The organism is Pseudomonas sp. B21-047 (assembly GCF_024748775.1).
GTDB classification, from domain to species: Bacteria; Pseudomonadota; Gammaproteobacteria; order Pseudomonadales; family Pseudomonadaceae; genus Aquipseudomonas; species Aquipseudomonas capeferrum.
In genome coordinates this window covers 3,772,716-3,787,075 of record NZ_CP087169.1, presented here as the reverse complement: position 1 = coordinate 3,787,075, position 14,360 = coordinate 3,772,716, and the positions used below count along the sequence as shown (strand labels likewise).

Sequence of the window (14,360 nt, the reverse complement as noted above, 5' to 3'; positions counted from 1 at the left end):
AAGGGGGTGGGCGCAGTGTACCGAGCGTTATCGGGCTTGCCTGCGGGGCTTTGTATTGCAGTGTATCTGCTGCGGGTACAGATACAGGAGGAAGCAGATCACAGGCTCAGGTGACACATACGGGATACCTGGCGGACGTGTAATGGCTCTCGACCGGGGAGCAATCCTCCCCACCCCCAGCGTTCCACAGGAGAGTTGCCATGAACCTCAAATCCATCGCCAGCGCCAGCCTGCTTGCCGTGCTCAGCTTCGGCGCCTTGACCGCCCAGGCCGCCATGGCGCCGATGAACGATGCCAGTGTCATGCAGTACCGTTACGGTGATCACCTGGATGTGAAGAAAGTCTTGTCGGTGCAGGATGATCAAAGCAACACCTGCGGCCTGGTCAACACCCGCATGGACTATCTCGACTCCAAAGGGCAGCAGCGGAGCGTGCAATACCGCTCCTACGCCACCGGCGGCTGCCATGAGAATTGATCGGCGCCTGGCGCTGAAGGTGGGCGGCCTGGCGCTGGCGCTGACAAGCCTGGGCCTGGCCGGTTACCTGAATGCAGGCGACAGTTACGGCGCCATGCCTTCGCTGGTGGGCGCCAGCCAGTGGCTGAACTCCCCGCCACTGGATGCGCCGGCACTCAAAGGCAAGGTGGTGCTGGTGGACTTCTGGACCTGGGACTGCATCAACTGCCAGCGCAGCCTGCCGCATGTGAATGACTGGGCACGGCGCTACGCCGACCAGGGCCTGGTCGTGGTCGGCGTGCATACGCCTGAATACGATTACGAGCATGATGTTGCAACCTTGCGCGACAAGGTGGCCATGCTGGGGATCGCTTACCCCGTGGCAGTGGACAACGACCATCAGGTGTGGAATGCCTGGGGCAACCAGTTCTGGCCGGCGCATTATTTTGTCGACCGCAAAGGGCAGGTACGCCATGTGCATTTTGGCGAGGGGGACTATGGCGCGCAGGAACAGGTGATACAGGCATTGCTGGATGAAAAGGCTTGATCGGCCTGTGCCGGCACTTTCGCGGGGCAAACCCGCGAAATTGCCGATGCCGGTTCAGCTGAAACTGGCAAAGTGGGCCTGCATCCGCCCCGCATCGGCCTCGCGCCCGCTGAACAGTTCGAACGCCTTGACCGCCTGGAACACCGCCATGTTGCTGCCGTCCAGCGTACGGCAGCCCAGCGCTCGCGCTGCCCGCAACAGTTCGGTTTCCAGCGGGAAGTAGATGATCTCCGCCACCCATAAACGTGCGTGCAGCAGCGCCACCGGCAACGGCGTCCCCGGCAGCTTGGCCATGCCCACTGGCGTGGTATTGACCAACCCGTCTGCCTCGGCCACTGCCGCGCTCAAGTCTGTACCGACCACTGCTCGGCCTGCGCCGAAGTGCGCGTTGAGGTTGTCGACCAGTGCTTGCGCCCGCGCAGTGTCCACCTCGAACAGCACCAGCTGTTCCACGCCGCCACCCAACAGGGCATGGGCCACCGCTGAACCGGCGCCGCCAGCTCCCATCTGCACCACCTGCCGGCGTGCCACATCTGGCAAGCCGCGGCGCATGCCTTCGGCAAAACCCAGGCAGTCGGTATTGTGGCCAACCCGCTTGCCGTCCTTGAGCACCACGGTGTTCACCGCGCCGATCCCGCGCGCTTCATCCGACAGGTCGTCGAGCAGCGGCAGAATCGCCTGCTTGAACGGGTAGGTGATGTTGAGCCCGGTGAAGCCGGTGTGCTGTGCGGCATCGAGCAGGCCGGGCAGGGCGCTGTCGTCCAACTGCAACTGATCGGCATCGATCAGGCGATAAAGGTAGCGCAGCGCTTGAGCGTCGCCTTCGTGCTCGTGCAGCGCCGGGGTGCGTGACAGCTGGATGCCACGGCCGATCAGGCCGGCGAGGATGGCTTGTTTGCTCATGCTGCCTGCTCCCGCAGCATGTCTGCGAAATGGCTCAGGGCCAGGCGGTAGCCATGGCTGCCGAGGCCGCAGATCACGCCAACGGCAATCGACGAGACGAACGACAGGTGGCGGAAGGGTTCGCGTTTGTGCACGTTCGACAGGTGCACCTCGATGACCGGCAGTTCACTGGCAACCAGGGCGTCGCGGATGGCCACCGAGGTGTGGGTCCAGGCGCCGGGGTTGATCAGGATACCGGCGCAGCGGCCACGGGCCGCGTGGATCCAATCGATCAGTTCGCCCTCGTGGTTGGTCTGGCGAAATTCGATATCCAGGCCCAGGGTGTGGGCGCTGTCGGCGCAGCCCTGGGCGAGGTCGGCGAGGGTTTCGCGACCATACTGGGTAGGCTCGCGGGTGCCCAGCATGTTCAGGTTAGGGCCGTTCAGCACAAGAATAAGGGGCTTCATGACAGGCATCGCTTTGTTGTTTTTGGTTGCGCTTATATTTGTACCACCTGGTTAGTTTCGTCAATTGCATGGAGCCGCTGTGGCCGGATAGTGGGCGATAACCGGACGTTTTGCGCCATGGCCGGCATTCTTCGGATGACAGAATTGTAATGTTGCCGCCACCACCCCGATAAGCACGCCACCCTACAGTCCCTCGCCAACGCTCGCCGACGAGGACCTGTTTCGTGCCCCGCACCCATGCCATCCCCCGCAAGATCGCCTTGCTCAGCCTGCTATTGGCGGCCATCGGCAGTGCCCAGGCCAATGCCGGCCTGAGCCTACCTGAAGCGCTGGCCGCCGCTTTTGCGCATAACCCGGAACTCGCCGCCGCCGGCCGTGAAGTGGGTGTCGCCGAGGGCGAGCGGCACCAGGCGGGTTTGCTGCCCAACCCGGAACTGTCCTGGGAGGCCGAGGACACTCGCCGCGATACCCGCACTACCACCGTCACCCTGAGCCAGCCATTTGAACTGGGTGGCAAGCGCGGGGCGCGCGTCGCCGTGGCCACCATCGGGCAGGCCATCGCCCAGCTTGAACTGGAGCGACAGCGCAATGGCTTGCGCGCCGATGTGGTACAGGCCTTCCACACGGCGTTGCGTGCGCAAACGGCGCTGGAACTCGCGCAGCAGTCGCAGGCGCTGACCGAGCGTGGGCTGCGTGTGGTGCAAGGGCGTGTTACGGCCGGCCAGGCTTCGCCGGTGGAGGCTACGCGCGCCCAGGTGCAACTGGCCCAGGCACAGTCTGAGGTAGGCCGCGCGGCTTCGCAGCGCAGCGTGGCCTACCAGGCCTTGGCGCGGCTGACAGGTAGCCCGCTGGCGACCTTCGACCACCTGCAAGCCGCCAAGCTGTCGCCGGGTGCCGCGCCCACGGCCGAGGCCCTGCTCGACAAGGTCGAGCAAACCGCCGAGTGGCGCCTGGCAGCGGCGCAGGTCGAACGCGGCGAAGCGTCGCTGGGTTCGGAAAAGGCCCAACGCATCCCCGACCTCACCGTCAGCCTTGGCAGCCAGTACAGCCGCGAGGACCGCGAGCGGGTCAATGTGGTCGGGCTGTCCATGCCCCTGCCGTTGTTCGACCGCAACCAGGGCAACGTGCTGGTGGCCGCGCGCCGGGCCGACCAGGCACGTGACCTGCGCAATGCTGTCGAGCTGCGCTTGCGCAGTGAAACCCGCAGCGCCCTCAGCCAGTGGGCCACGGCCATGCAGGAGGTGCAGGCCTACGACCGCACCATCCTGCCCTCGGCGCAGCAGGCGGTGGACACCGCCACCCGCGGCTTCGAGATGGGCAAGTTCGCCTTCCTCGATGTGCTCGATGCCCAGCGCACGTTGATTGAGGCGCGCGGGTTGTATCTGGCTGCATTGGCCGCGGCGACCGATGCGCGGGCCCAGCTCGAGCGGGTCTATGGCGACCTCGAAGGCAGTTTGTGATTCGCAAAAAATCCTACAGCAGGAGCAACAATGGATAACCCACGCAAGATTGCCATGCTGGCTGTCGCCTTGGCCGTGCTCGGCCTCGGTGGCCTGGCCTGGACCGGCAACCTCGGCCAGGCCAGCAGCGGCGAAGCCCAACACGACGCGCTTGGCGAAGATAGCCACGGCCACGCTGATGAACAGGCCGGCGAAGACCACGAAGACGAGGTGGGCCAACTGCACCTGTCCGGCGCCCAGATCGAGGCGGCAGGCGTGCAGTTGGCGGCGGCCGGCCCTCGTGAGCTGGGCACCGCCATCAACTTCCCGGGTGAAATTCGCTTCGATGAAGACCGCACCGCCCACGTCGTACCCCGTGTACCTGGCGTGGTGGAGTCGGTGCAGGCTGACCTTGGCCAGGCGGTAAAGCGCGGCCAGGTGCTGGCGGTGATCGCCAGCCAGCAGATTTCCGACCTGCGCAGCGAACAACAGGCCGCGCAGCGCCGCCTGGAGCTGGCAAGCCTGACCTTCCAGCGCGAACAACAGCTGTGGCAGGAACGCATCAGTGCCGAACAAGATTACCTGCAGGCTCGACAGGCGTTGCAAGAGGCCGAGATCGCCTTGGCAAACGCCCGGCAGAAGGTCGCGGCAGTCGGCCCGGCCGGCGCCGGCAACCGCTATGAGCTGCGTGCCCCCTTCGATGCGGTGGTGGTGGAAAAGCACCTGACCGTGGGCGAGGTGGTCGACGAGACCAGCAATGCGTTCACCTTGTCCGACCTCAGCCGTGTCTGGGCGACGTTCGCCGTGGCCCCGCGCGATTTGAACAGAGTGGTCACCGGCCGCAGCGTCACGGTCAGTGCACCGGACCTGGGGGCCGAGGTCGAGGGCAAGGTCAACTATGTCGGCAGCCTGCTCGGTGAGCAGAACCGCGCCGCCACCGTGCGTGCCACCCTGGCCAACCCCAATGGCGCCTGGCGCCCTGGGCTGTTCGTGAACATCGCGGTCAGCGTCGAGCGCGCCGGCGCCGCCGTGGTGGTGCCGGAAAGCGCTCTGCAGACCTGGGAAGCGCAGACCGTGGTGTTTGTCCGCACCGAGCAAGGCTTCGAAGCGCGCCCGGTGCAGACCGGCCGCCGCGACGCAGGCCAGGTGGAAGTCACCGCCGGGCTGGCGGCAGGCACCCAGGTTGCCACCGCCGGCAGCTTCGTCCTCAAGTCGGAGCTTGGCAAAGGTTCTGCCGAGCACAGCCATTGAAACCGGGAACGCACCCATGTTCGAACGTCTGATCCAATTCGCCATCGAGCAGCGCCTGGTGGTGATGCTTGCCGTGCTGTTGATGGCCGCAGTGGGTATTCACAGCTACCAGCAACTGCCGATCGATGCAGTCCCGGACATCACCAACGTCCAGGTGCAGATCAATACCGCCGCGCCCGGCTACTCACCGCTTGAGACCGAGCAGCGCATCACTTTCGCCATCGAGGCGGCCATGGCCGGCCTGCCTGGCCTGAAGCAGACCCGTTCGTTGTCACGTTCGGGTTTGTCCCAGGTCACGGTGATCTTCGCTGACGACACCGACCTGTTCTTCGCCCGGCAACTGGTCAATGAGCGCCTGCAAGTGGCGCGGGAGCAGTTGCCCGAGGGCATCGAGGCGGGCATGGGGCCGATTTCCACCGGATTGGGGGAGATCTTCCTGTGGACCGTCGAGGCCGAGGAGGGCGCGCTCAAGGACGACGGTACGCCCTACACCCAGACCGATCTGCGCGTCATCCAGGACTGGATCATCAAGCCGCAGTTGCGCAACGTGCCCGGGGTGGCCGAGGTCAACAGCATCGGTGGCCATGCCAAGCAGTACCTGATCGCGCCCGAGCTCAAGCGCCTGGCCGCCTACAAGCTCACCCTCAATGACCTGATCGCGGCGCTGGAGCGCAACAATGCCAACGTCGGTGCTGGGTATATCGAGCGCAATGGCGAGCAGTTGCTGATTCGCGCACCGGGCCAGGTGGACTCCGCCGAAGACATCGCCAACATCGTTATTTCCAGCGTCGATGGCACCCCCATACGCGTCAGCCATGTCGCCCAGGTTGGCCTCGGCCAAGAGCTACGCGCCGGGGCGGCGACCGAAAATGGCCGGGAGGTGGTATTGGGCACGGTGTTCATGCTGATCGGCGAGAACAGCCGCACGGTCTCCCAGGCGGTTGCGGCCAAATTGGTCGAGATCAACCGCAACCTGCCCAAGGGGGTGGTTGCGGTCACCGTGTACGACCGTACCAACCTGGTCGAAAAAGCCATCGCCACGGTGAAGAAAAACCTCATCGAAGGCGCGATCCTGGTCATCGCCGTGTTGTTTCTGTTCCTGGGCAACATCCGCGCCGCGCTGATTACCGCCATGGTCATCCCGTTGTCGATGCTGTTCACCTTCACCGGCATGTTCAGCAACAAGGTCAGCGCCAACCTCATGAGCCTTGGCGCGCTGGACTTCGGCATCATCGTCGATGGCGCGGTAGTGATCGTCGAAAACGCCATTCGCCGGCTGGCCCACGCGCAGCAACGCCATGGCCGCATGCTGACCCGTGCCGAGCGCTTCCACGAGGTGTTCGCCGCCGCCCGTGAAGCACGCCGCCCGCTGATCTACGGGCAGTTGATCATCATGGTGGTGTACCTGCCGATCTTTGCCCTAACCGGGGTCGAAGGCAAGATGTTCCACCCTATGGCCTTCACCGTGGTCATTGCCCTATTGGGCGCGATGATCCTTTCGGTGACCTTCGTGCCCGCAGCAATTGCGCTGTTCGTGACCGGCAAGGTCAAGGAAGAAGAAGGCCTGGTCATGCGCACCGCGCGCCAGCGCTATGCACCGGTGCTGGGCTGGGTACTGGGCCGCCGCAAGCTGGCGTTCAGTGCGGCGGCGGTGCTGGTGCTGTTGTCCGGGGTGATGGCCAGCCGCATGGGCAGCGAGTTCATCCCCAGCCTCAGCGAGGGCGACTTCGCCCTGCAAGCCCTGCGTGTGCCAGGCACCAGCCTGACGCAGTCGGTGGACATGCAGCAGCGCCTGGAACGGGCGATCATTGCCCAGGTCCCGGAGGTGGAGCGCGTGTTTGCCCGTACCGGTACCGCCGAAATCGCCTCCGACCCGATGCCGCCGAACATCTCCGATGCCTACGTCATGTTGCGCCCGCATGCGCAATGGGCTGACCCGGGTAAATCGCGTGAAGCATTGATTGCCGAGGTGCAGCGCGCCGCCGCCAGTGTGCCGGGCAGCAACTACGAGTTGTCGCAACCGATCCAGTTGCGCTTCAACGAACTGATTTCGGGCGTGCGCAGTGATGTGGCGGTGAAGATCTTCGGCGATGACATGGACGTGCTTAACCGTACCGCCGCAGCGGTCGCCAGCAGCCTGCAGAACGTACCAGGTGCTTCTGAGGTGAAGGTCGAGCAGACCACGGGCTTGCCGGTGCTGACCATTGACATCGACCGCGACAAGGCTGCCCGGTATGGCCTGAACGTGGGCGACGTGCAGGACGCCATCGCCATTGCCGTGGGCGGGCGCACGGCCGGCACGTTGTATGAGGGCGACCGGCGTTTCGACATGGTGGTGCGGCTGTCCGAGGCCTTGCGCACCGATGTCGACGGGCTTTCTGGCCTGTTGATTCCGGTACCGGCCAGCAGCGCAGCCGGTGCTGCCCAGATCGGCTTCATCCCGCTGTCGCAGGTGGCGTCACTGAACCTGCAGTTGGGGCCGAACCAGGTCAGCCGTGAGGATGGCAAGCGCGTGGTGGTGGTCAGTGCCAACGTGCGCGGGCGCGACCTTGGATCGTTTGTGCGCCAGGCCGAACAAGCCCTGATCGAGCAGGTACAGATCCCGCCCGGTTACTGGACGCGCTGGGGTGGCCAGTTCGAGCAGTTGCAGTCGGCGGCCGAGCGTCTGCAGGTGGTGGTGCCGGTGGCCTTGCTGCTGGTGCTGGCGCTGCTGCTGATGATGTTCAACAACCTCAAGGATGGCTTGCTGGTGTTCACCGGTATCCCGTTTGCCTTGACCGGGGGGGTACTGGCGTTGTGGCTGCGGGATATCCCGATGTCCATTTCGGCCGGGGTGGGCTTTATCGCCCTGTCGGGGGTGGCGGTGCTCAATGGCCTGGTGATGATCGCCTTTATCCGCAGCCTGCGCGAGGAAGGGCGTCCCTTGCGCACGGCGGTCGAAGAGGGCGCGCTGACGCGCTTGCGGCCGGTGCTGATGACCGCGCTGGTGGCATCGCTGGGGTTCATTCCGATGGCGTTGGCGACCGGGACCGGAGCAGAAGTGCAGCGGCCGCTGGCGACCGTGGTGATTGGCGGGATCCTGTCGTCGACGGCGTTGACGTTACTGGTGCTGCCGGCGTTGTACCAGTGGGCGTATCGGCGCGATGAGGAGCAAGAAGGCTGAGAATGCCGGGGCCGCAAGGCGGCCCCATACGCTCAAACGTTACTACGCGCTGTAACCTGCACGCCGTCGACGCCTGCCTCATCATGCAGAGAAATCCGCGACGTCTCCGGCAGCGCCAACCCGCCCACCAGCGCCACCAGTGCAATCACCACCAGGTAGAATGCCGGTGCCAGGCTGCTGCCGGTCTGCCCGATCAACCAGGTAGCGACCAATGGCGCAGTGCCGCCAAACAGCGTATACGCGACGTTGTAGGTGATCGCCGAGGCGGTGTAGCGGGTCCGCGTCGGGAAGCTTTCCGACAGTAATGCCGCGGTCACCACGCCACTGCACAACGCACCCACCGCCAGCAGAATCACCCCCAGCAGCGCCCCGAACAGCGAACCGGAACTGGCCAGCCAATACGCAGGGAACACGCAGATCATCACCCACAGGCAGGTAAAGCCAATGGTCTTGCGCCGCCCCACCCGGTCGGAAAACGCCCCAGCCAGCGGGCAGCCGACGGCGGCGAACAGCAAGGCCACGGTGGTTACCAGCAGCGACTGGGCGCGGGTCAGGTTGCCGACCAGCTGCAGGTAGGTGGCAAAGTAGGTGGTGAACATATAGAACGACAGCGCCGTCAGCGAGATGAACGCCCCCAGGTTGCGGATGGCCCGGCCATGGTTGCGCAGGGTCTCCTTGAGCGGTGAATGCTCATGTTCTTTGCCCTGTGCCACGGCTTCGCGGAACGCCGGGGTTTCCTCCATGCGCCAGCGCAGGTACAGGCCCACCAACCCCAGCGGGGCGGCGATCAGGAATGGCACGCGCCAGCCCCAGCTGCTCATGGCCTCGGCCGTCAGGCTTGCTTCCAGGCCATAGGCGATCACCGCCGCGCAAGCAAAGGCGGAAAAGGTCGAGACCGGCACGAAGCTGCCGTAGAACGCGCGCTTGTCGTTTGGCGCATGTTCCATCAGGTAGGCGCAGGCACCGGCATACTCGCCGCCTGCCGAGAAGCCTTGCAGGCAACGGGCCAGGGTTAGCAGGACAGGGGCCGCCAGGCCAATGCTGGCATAGGTCGGCAGCAAACCGATCAAGGTGGTGGAGCCGGCCATCAACAAGATGGTCAACGACAGAATGCGCTTGCGCCCAAGGCGGTCGCCCAGCGCGCCGAACACGATCCCGCCCAGCGGGCGCAGGGCAAACGCCACGGCAAACACGGCGAAGGTCTTGAGCAAGGCCACGCTGGCATCTTCACTGGCGAAGAACTGGCTGGCGATAAGGGTTGCGAGAAAGCCATAGACGGCGAAGTCGAACCACTCGACGAAGTTGCCGATGGCCGAGGCGGCGATCACCCGGCGCAGGGTGGCGGGGGATACCTCATGAGGTGTGGACATGCGGATGCTCTCCGGTTTCCATTGGCAGCCTGAATGAACGTGACACGGTCGGGCCGCGTCATCATTGTTGTGCTGTCCAGTAGAGCGGCGAGCGCCTGCGGGTGCTTCGTCGAGGGCGACATCGGGATACCTGTTTCAACCGTTCTGTAGGAGCGGCCTTGCGTCGCGAAAGGGCTGCGAAGCGGCCCCGGCGATTTTTGCTGCGCCACACAACCTGGGGCCGCTGCGCGACCCTTTCGCGACGCAAGGCCGCTCCTACAAACCCACCATCCACGGGGCATAGTCGACTTCGCTGTAGCCTTCGGCCTTGCCCTGCTCGTTGCTGCTGAAGCCTGGCATCTTGCTCAGGTCGAGCTTCATGCAACGGCTGTTGAGTTGCGCCTGCAGGTTGCCGTCCAGGCGGAAGGCGTCCTCGCGCAGCGGGTTGGGGGAAAGCTGCACCAGGCAGCCGTCGACCTTGCCTTGTGCGTTGGCCTGGTAGAACACCGAGGCCTTGCCGATGCTGGTGACCGGCAGATCGCGCAGCAGTTGTTGCCAGAAGTACTCGCGTTGGGCAATGGCCCGGTAGCGGGCGGTGCCGGGGGCCTGAACCGCGCGAGGTAGCTGGACGATGATCGGCGCCCGCACTTCGACGGTTTCATCGTCGTTGTACAACGCCGCCGGCACGACGGGGTAGATGGTCTTCCAGCACAGGGCTTCGACCAGGTTCGCCAGCGCCTGATGGTCGGTGGGCGTTACATCGGCAGGCAGCAGCGCGCCATACTTGAACGGGGCTTTTTCGGCCTTGCAGGCGACCGGCGCGCTTTGCCGGTCGAAGGTGACCTTTAGCGTAACGGCGCCCATCTGCTCGCCGGTTGGGGCCAGGGCGATGCTCCGCTGCAAGGCTTGCTGCGTGTTGACGGTGAACGTTTTCAGGGCTTGCGGATCGACGTCTGCCGGTCGGTCGGCGGAAGGGGACGATTGGCAGCCAATCAGGGTAATCAGGGCCGCGCCGAGAAGCGCGGGGGGCAGTGTCTTGTACACGTGAACGTCCTTGCTGAAGCGGTAGCCGGGTGTCTTCGTGAGCCGGCTGATCATGAAGGTGGAAGCTTATCACTGGCGGCCCTGTCGCGAGGTAACCCCCGCGCCAGAGCCGGTTGGTCAGAAGCGCATATCCAGCGCCAGCTCGAAGGTGCGCGGGGCACCCATGTAGTACTGGCTGCTGTAGGCCTGCTTGGCATACACCTCGTCGGTCATGTTGCGCACCCGCCCGGTGACCGTAGTGTACTCATCCAGCCGGTAGCGCGCGAAAGCGCCGAACAGTGTGTAGGCCGGTGCCTTGAGGGTGTTGGCGTTGTCGGCATAGACCGAGCCCACGTAGCGCCCATCGACCCCTGCCGACCACGCCTGGGTGAAGCTGTAGGTCAGCCACAGGTTGCCGACGTTGGCCGGGACATTGACCGGGGCATTGCCCTTGCGCGATACCGATACCCCGTTGACTGCTTCGTTGAACGCATCGTACTGCGCATCGACGTAGGCGTAGTTGGCCTCGGCTAGCAGCTTGGGCGTGACCTGCAACCGCCCGGACAGCTCGACACCGCGCGAGGTCTGCTGGCCGGCCTGCACCGTCAGGTTGGCATCGTTGGAGTCGCGCACGGCAAAGTCCTTGCGCACGATCTGGTACAGCGCCAGGGTGGCGGCGGCGCGGCCGTCGAGGAAGTCGAACTTGCTGCCGACTTCCCATTGCTCGCCTTTGGACAAGTCGAACAAGCCCACGTTGGAATAGGTCGCCGCCGCCAGCGAACCGGCCGGCAAATCCGCAGAGCTGCTGTACTGGGCGTATACGCTGGCGGTGGGGGTCAGCGCGTAGGTCAGGCCGATGCGCCCGGAAAGCGGCTCCCAGCGGCGCTCGAAGAACGCCGGCGAAGTCGGCGAGACCGCGCCATAGTTGGTCACTTGCATGTCCAGGTAGTCGTAGCGCAGGGCAGTCAGCAAAGCCAGGCGATCGGTCAGTTGCAGGCGGTTTTCGGCGAACACCGCGCGGTTGGTGACTTCGTGGCGGCGCTGTTTGGTCAGCCCGGCATTTACCCCTGGGATATCGTCGAAACTGCCGGGGTCGAAATGGTCGGCGTCGACGACGTCGCTCCAACTGCTCGACGTCGGGTAGAGGGTCTGGCGCATGCGCGAGTACTCCAGCCCCAGCGACCACTGGCTGGCGAAGCCGAACAGCGTGTTGTCATGGCGCAACTCGATGCGATCGCCCAGCAGGTTCTGGTCGTGGCTTTGCAGGTAGGGGCTGCTGCGCTGCACCTTGCCATCAGGGGTGTAGCTGTAGCGTTCGACGTTGCGGTAGTCGCGCTGGGCATTGTAGTGGTACAGCGTATTTTGCACGCTGGTGCTGTCGCTGAGCTGGTAGTCGAGGATCGAGCGCAGCCAGCGTACCCGCTGTTCGTAGCGACCGTCAGCGACGTTGTAGTTTTCAAAGCGGCGGCTTTTGTCGATTTTCATCGTGCTGCGCCCGGGCAGGATCTGCGAGCCCCAGTAGGGGCTGTCCTCGCGGTCTTCCTGATACTCCAGCGCCAGGGTGTGGGTCAGGTTGGGCGCCAGGTCGCTGAGCAGCGAGAATGCCAGGCTGTCGCTGTGTCGCTGGTTGCGGTCGATGTAGCCATTGCCCTGGCCCCGGCTGAAATCCAGGCGCATGAAGTGGCGGGCATCGGCGGGGTTGCTGGCCAGTGCCTGATTGATGCCGAAGGCCACCTCCGAGTCATCGTAACTGCCATAGCGTACGCGCCCGTCGAGGGTCTGCTGGTCACGGCTGGCAAGCTTGGTGATGTAGTTGATCGAGCCGCCCACGGCACCTGCGCCGTGCAGGAAGGATGACGGCCCGCCAATCAGCTCGACCCGGTCGAGCACCCAGGCATCCACGGGCCGGGTGGCACTGCTGTAGCCCAGGTTGATGCCGTTGTAGAGCTGGGTAACCTGGTTCTGGGTGAAACCCCGGTAGGCGACGAAGCCGCCGTAACCTGGGTTGGCCGAGGCGTTGACGCCAGTCATGGCGTTGATCACGTCCTGGCTGTCCTTGGCGTCGCGCGCCTCGATCAGGCGGCGGTCCGAGACGCTGACCGACGCGGGGGTTTCCCGCGCGCTGAGGCCCAGGCGCGAGCCGGTGCGGATCGGCTCGTCCAGTTGCACGCCGGAGGGGGTGTCGCGTTCGCCATCGATGGTGGTGGCGTTGAGTTCGAGCGGGGCGGTTTCGGCCCAGGCGAAAGTGCAAGTGCCCATGAGGAGCACCAGGGAGGTATTGCGGATCATGTTGTCGTGTCTTCCACGCAAAGGTCATGGCTGACCACCCGCGCGCACTGAGGCGCGCCGGGTCGAGGTCAGGCGAACTGAAGGGCGGCGTGAAGCACAGCGGGGGAGGCGCGGGGGTTGAGGGCGGGGCGTAGGTAGCGTGGCGGCGGTTGGGCCCAGCTGCGCACGACGATGGGTGAGTTGGCCCCGGCCTGGGTGGGCATGAACGCCCAGCTGGTGTGGGCAAGCGGTACTGCCAGGCCGAACGAGGAGCATACCGGGCAGTCGAGCTGGGCCATGTGCTGGTCACCACCGGCGTGATCCAGGTCGATGGCCGGGCCATGCTCAGTGCTGATCGAGCAGAAACCACCTTCCAGGCCAGCCAGGCGCAGGCCGCCCATCTGGCCGTGGTGCAGGCCGCACAGCAACAGGCTGAACAGGACGCTGGCATAGAGCGTCCATGCGGTCAGCGTGCGGGTCTGCCGGGTGGTTTTCATGGCGGCGAATCTATCACCCGGATGAGTGATCGGGTAGCCCTGATCACCCAAAATGCTGGGTCTGTAGGCAATTGCCCACACTGTCCTCTACTAAAGCAACGAGGTAGGGTGTGTTCCAGGTCCGCTCAAGCCGCCCGCTCCAGCACATCCAGCAGGTCGGCAAATTCCAGCGTCAACTTGTGCCGCGGCGCCAGATGCACCAACGGCACCGACACCTGATGCGACTCGCGCATCTTGATAGAGCTGCTCAAGTACACCGGCAGCACCGGCACGCCTTCCCCCCGCAATTGATCGACCAGGGTCTGATGCAGTGCAGTGCGCCCGGCGAACTGGTTGACGACAATCCCTTCCACCTGCAGCGTCGGGTTATGGTCCTGACGCAGTTCTTCCACCTCGGCCATGACGCTGTGCAGCGCCTGGCGCGAGAAGCTGTCGCAATCGAACGGGATCAGCAGGCGTTCGGCAGCCACCAGCGCGCTGAAGGTGTAAAAGTTCAGCGCCGGTGGCGTGTCGATATAGATCCGCTCGTAGTCTTCGGCCAGTTCCACCAGCAGCTTGCGCAGCTTGTTGATCTTGAACTTGCTCTCCAGCTTGCTTTGCAGGTCGGTAAGGTCAGGGCTGGCGGTGATCAGGTGCAAGTTGCTGTAGCGGGTCTCGGTGATGGCCACGCGGTGCTTCTTGCCGTGCGCGGTGGCGGGGGACAACGTCTGGCGGAAGAAATCGGCAATGCCCGAGGGGATGGCGTCATTGACCAGCCCGGTCAGGTAGTAGGTGGCATTGGCCTGCGGGTCGAGGTCGACGAGCAAGGTGCGATAGCCTTCAGCGGCACTGGCGGCCGCCAGGTTGCAGGCAATGCTTGATTTGCCCACGCCACCTTTCTGATTGAAAACCACACGACGCATGAGACGCTCATCCATGAAGAGTGAAAATGTCAGGTTGGGGTCAATCCTATGACTGAAACACGACAGTTTTATGACAAGGCTTGTAACAACTCAGGGGGCGAGCGGGCTGTATGGGTT

General features: G+C 64.5%; 12 protein-coding genes. 5 read left to right on the top strand and 7 right to left on the bottom strand.

The window, feature by feature from the left end; translation table 11 throughout:
* Positions 1-200 precede the first annotated feature (200 nt).
* Entirely contained in the window at positions 201-476 is a 276-nt protein-coding gene (locus LOY26_RS17225) for a DUF2790 domain-containing protein (RefSeq protein ID WP_186654937.1), read from the top strand.
* Complete coding sequence (locus LOY26_RS17220) at positions 466-1,002, top strand: thioredoxin family protein (RefSeq protein ID WP_033698975.1); 537 nt, start codon at positions 466-468, stop codon at positions 1,000-1,002. The genes LOY26_RS17225 and LOY26_RS17220 overlap by 11 nt, the downstream gene beginning before the upstream one ends.
* A 54-nt stretch (positions 1,003-1,056) precedes the next feature.
* Here LOY26_RS17220 and LOY26_RS17215 read toward each other — a convergent pair whose 3' ends face one another.
* Together LOY26_RS17215 and aroQ are read right to left on the bottom strand one after the other, a co-directional pair.
* Positions 1,057-1,905: a shikimate dehydrogenase gene (locus LOY26_RS17215; RefSeq protein WP_047581061.1), complete on the bottom strand. Its 849-nt coding sequence runs from the start codon at positions 1,903-1,905 to the stop codon at positions 1,057-1,059.
* Positions 1,902-2,351, bottom strand: coding sequence for a type II 3-dehydroquinate dehydratase (gene aroQ / locus LOY26_RS17210; RefSeq protein WP_186654935.1), 450 nt, complete (start codon positions 2,349-2,351; stop codon positions 1,902-1,904). Before aroQ ends, LOY26_RS17215 begins: the two co-directional genes overlap by 4 nt.
* Positions 2,352-2,575: 224 nt before the next feature.
* On the opposite strand from aroQ, the gene LOY26_RS17205 reads away from it, so the two are divergent.
* Genes LOY26_RS17205 through LOY26_RS17195 form a run of 3 tightly spaced genes read left to right on the top strand, consistent with a single transcriptional unit; the run spans position 2,576 to position 8,204 of the window.
* Entirely contained in the window at positions 2,576-3,811 is a 1,236-nt protein-coding gene (locus LOY26_RS17205) for a TolC family protein (RefSeq protein WP_408980741.1), read from the top strand.
* 30 nt (positions 3,812-3,841) lie between these two features.
* Positions 3,842-5,041, top strand: a complete 1,200-nt coding sequence (locus LOY26_RS17200; RefSeq protein ID WP_258713922.1) for an efflux RND transporter periplasmic adaptor subunit — start codon at positions 3,842-3,844, stop codon at positions 5,039-5,041.
* Between the two features lie 16 nt (positions 5,042-5,057).
* On the top strand, positions 5,058-8,204 hold the full coding sequence (locus LOY26_RS17195) for a CusA/CzcA family heavy metal efflux RND transporter (RefSeq protein ID WP_258713921.1): 3,147 nt from the start codon (positions 5,058-5,060) through the stop codon (positions 8,202-8,204).
* Between the two features lie 32 nt (positions 8,205-8,236).
* Here the strand turns inward: LOY26_RS17195 and LOY26_RS17190 are convergent, their stop codons facing one another.
* From LOY26_RS17190 to LOY26_RS17170, 5 genes are all read right to left on the bottom strand, one after another.
* On the bottom strand, positions 8,237-9,574 hold the full coding sequence (locus LOY26_RS17190; protein WP_258713920.1) for an MFS transporter: 1,338 nt from the start codon (positions 9,572-9,574) through the stop codon (positions 8,237-8,239).
* Between the two features lie 255 nt (positions 9,575-9,829).
* Positions 9,830-10,597, bottom strand: coding sequence for a hypothetical protein (locus LOY26_RS17185; protein WP_186654924.1), 768 nt, complete (start codon positions 10,595-10,597; stop codon positions 9,830-9,832).
* Positions 10,598-10,714: 117 nt separating this feature from the next.
* Positions 10,715-12,865, bottom strand: coding sequence for a TonB-dependent siderophore receptor (locus LOY26_RS17180; protein ID WP_258713919.1), 2,151 nt, complete (start codon positions 12,863-12,865; stop codon positions 10,715-10,717).
* A gap of 68 nt (positions 12,866-12,933) precedes the next feature.
* Positions 12,934-13,341, bottom strand: a complete 408-nt coding sequence (locus LOY26_RS17175; RefSeq protein ID WP_258713918.1) for a DUF2946 domain-containing protein — start codon at positions 13,339-13,341, stop codon at positions 12,934-12,936.
* 125 nt (positions 13,342-13,466) lie between these two features.
* On the bottom strand, positions 13,467-14,243 hold the full coding sequence (locus LOY26_RS17170; RefSeq protein WP_033698961.1) for a ParA family protein: 777 nt from the start codon (positions 14,241-14,243) through the stop codon (positions 13,467-13,469).
* Between the last annotated feature and the right edge of the window lie 117 nt (positions 14,244-14,360).

Bases quoted from the DNA above. Each gene is read 5' to 3' on its own strand.
- LOY26_RS17190 (WP_258713920.1), bottom strand. From the start codon at position 9,574: ATGTCCACACCTCATGAGGTATCCCCCGCCACCCTGCGCCGGGTGATC.
- LOY26_RS17215 (WP_047581061.1), bottom strand. From the start codon at position 1,905: ATGAGCAAACAAGCCATCCTCGCCGGCCTGATCGGCCGTGGCATCCAG.
- LOY26_RS17225 (WP_186654937.1), top strand. From the start codon at position 201: ATGAACCTCAAATCCATCGCCAGCGCCAGCCTGCTTGCCGTGCTCAGC.
- LOY26_RS17220 (WP_033698975.1), top strand. From the start codon at position 466: ATGAGAATTGATCGGCGCCTGGCGCTGAAGGTGGGCGGCCTGGCGCTG.
- LOY26_RS17180 (WP_258713919.1), bottom strand. From the start codon at position 12,865: ATGATCCGCAATACCTCCCTGGTGCTCCTCATGGGCACTTGCACTTTC.
- LOY26_RS17175 (WP_258713918.1), bottom strand. From the start codon at position 13,341: ATGAAAACCACCCGGCAGACCCGCACGCTGACCGCATGGACGCTCTAT.
- LOY26_RS17170 (WP_033698961.1), bottom strand. From the start codon at position 14,243: ATGCGTCGTGTGGTTTTCAATCAGAAAGGTGGCGTGGGCAAATCAAGC.
- LOY26_RS17200 (WP_258713922.1), top strand. From the start codon at position 3,842: ATGGATAACCCACGCAAGATTGCCATGCTGGCTGTCGCCTTGGCCGTG.
- aroQ (WP_186654935.1), bottom strand. From the start codon at position 2,351: ATGAAGCCCCTTATTCTTGTGCTGAACGGCCCTAACCTGAACATGCTG.
- LOY26_RS17195 (WP_258713921.1), top strand. From the start codon at position 5,058: ATGTTCGAACGTCTGATCCAATTCGCCATCGAGCAGCGCCTGGTGGTG.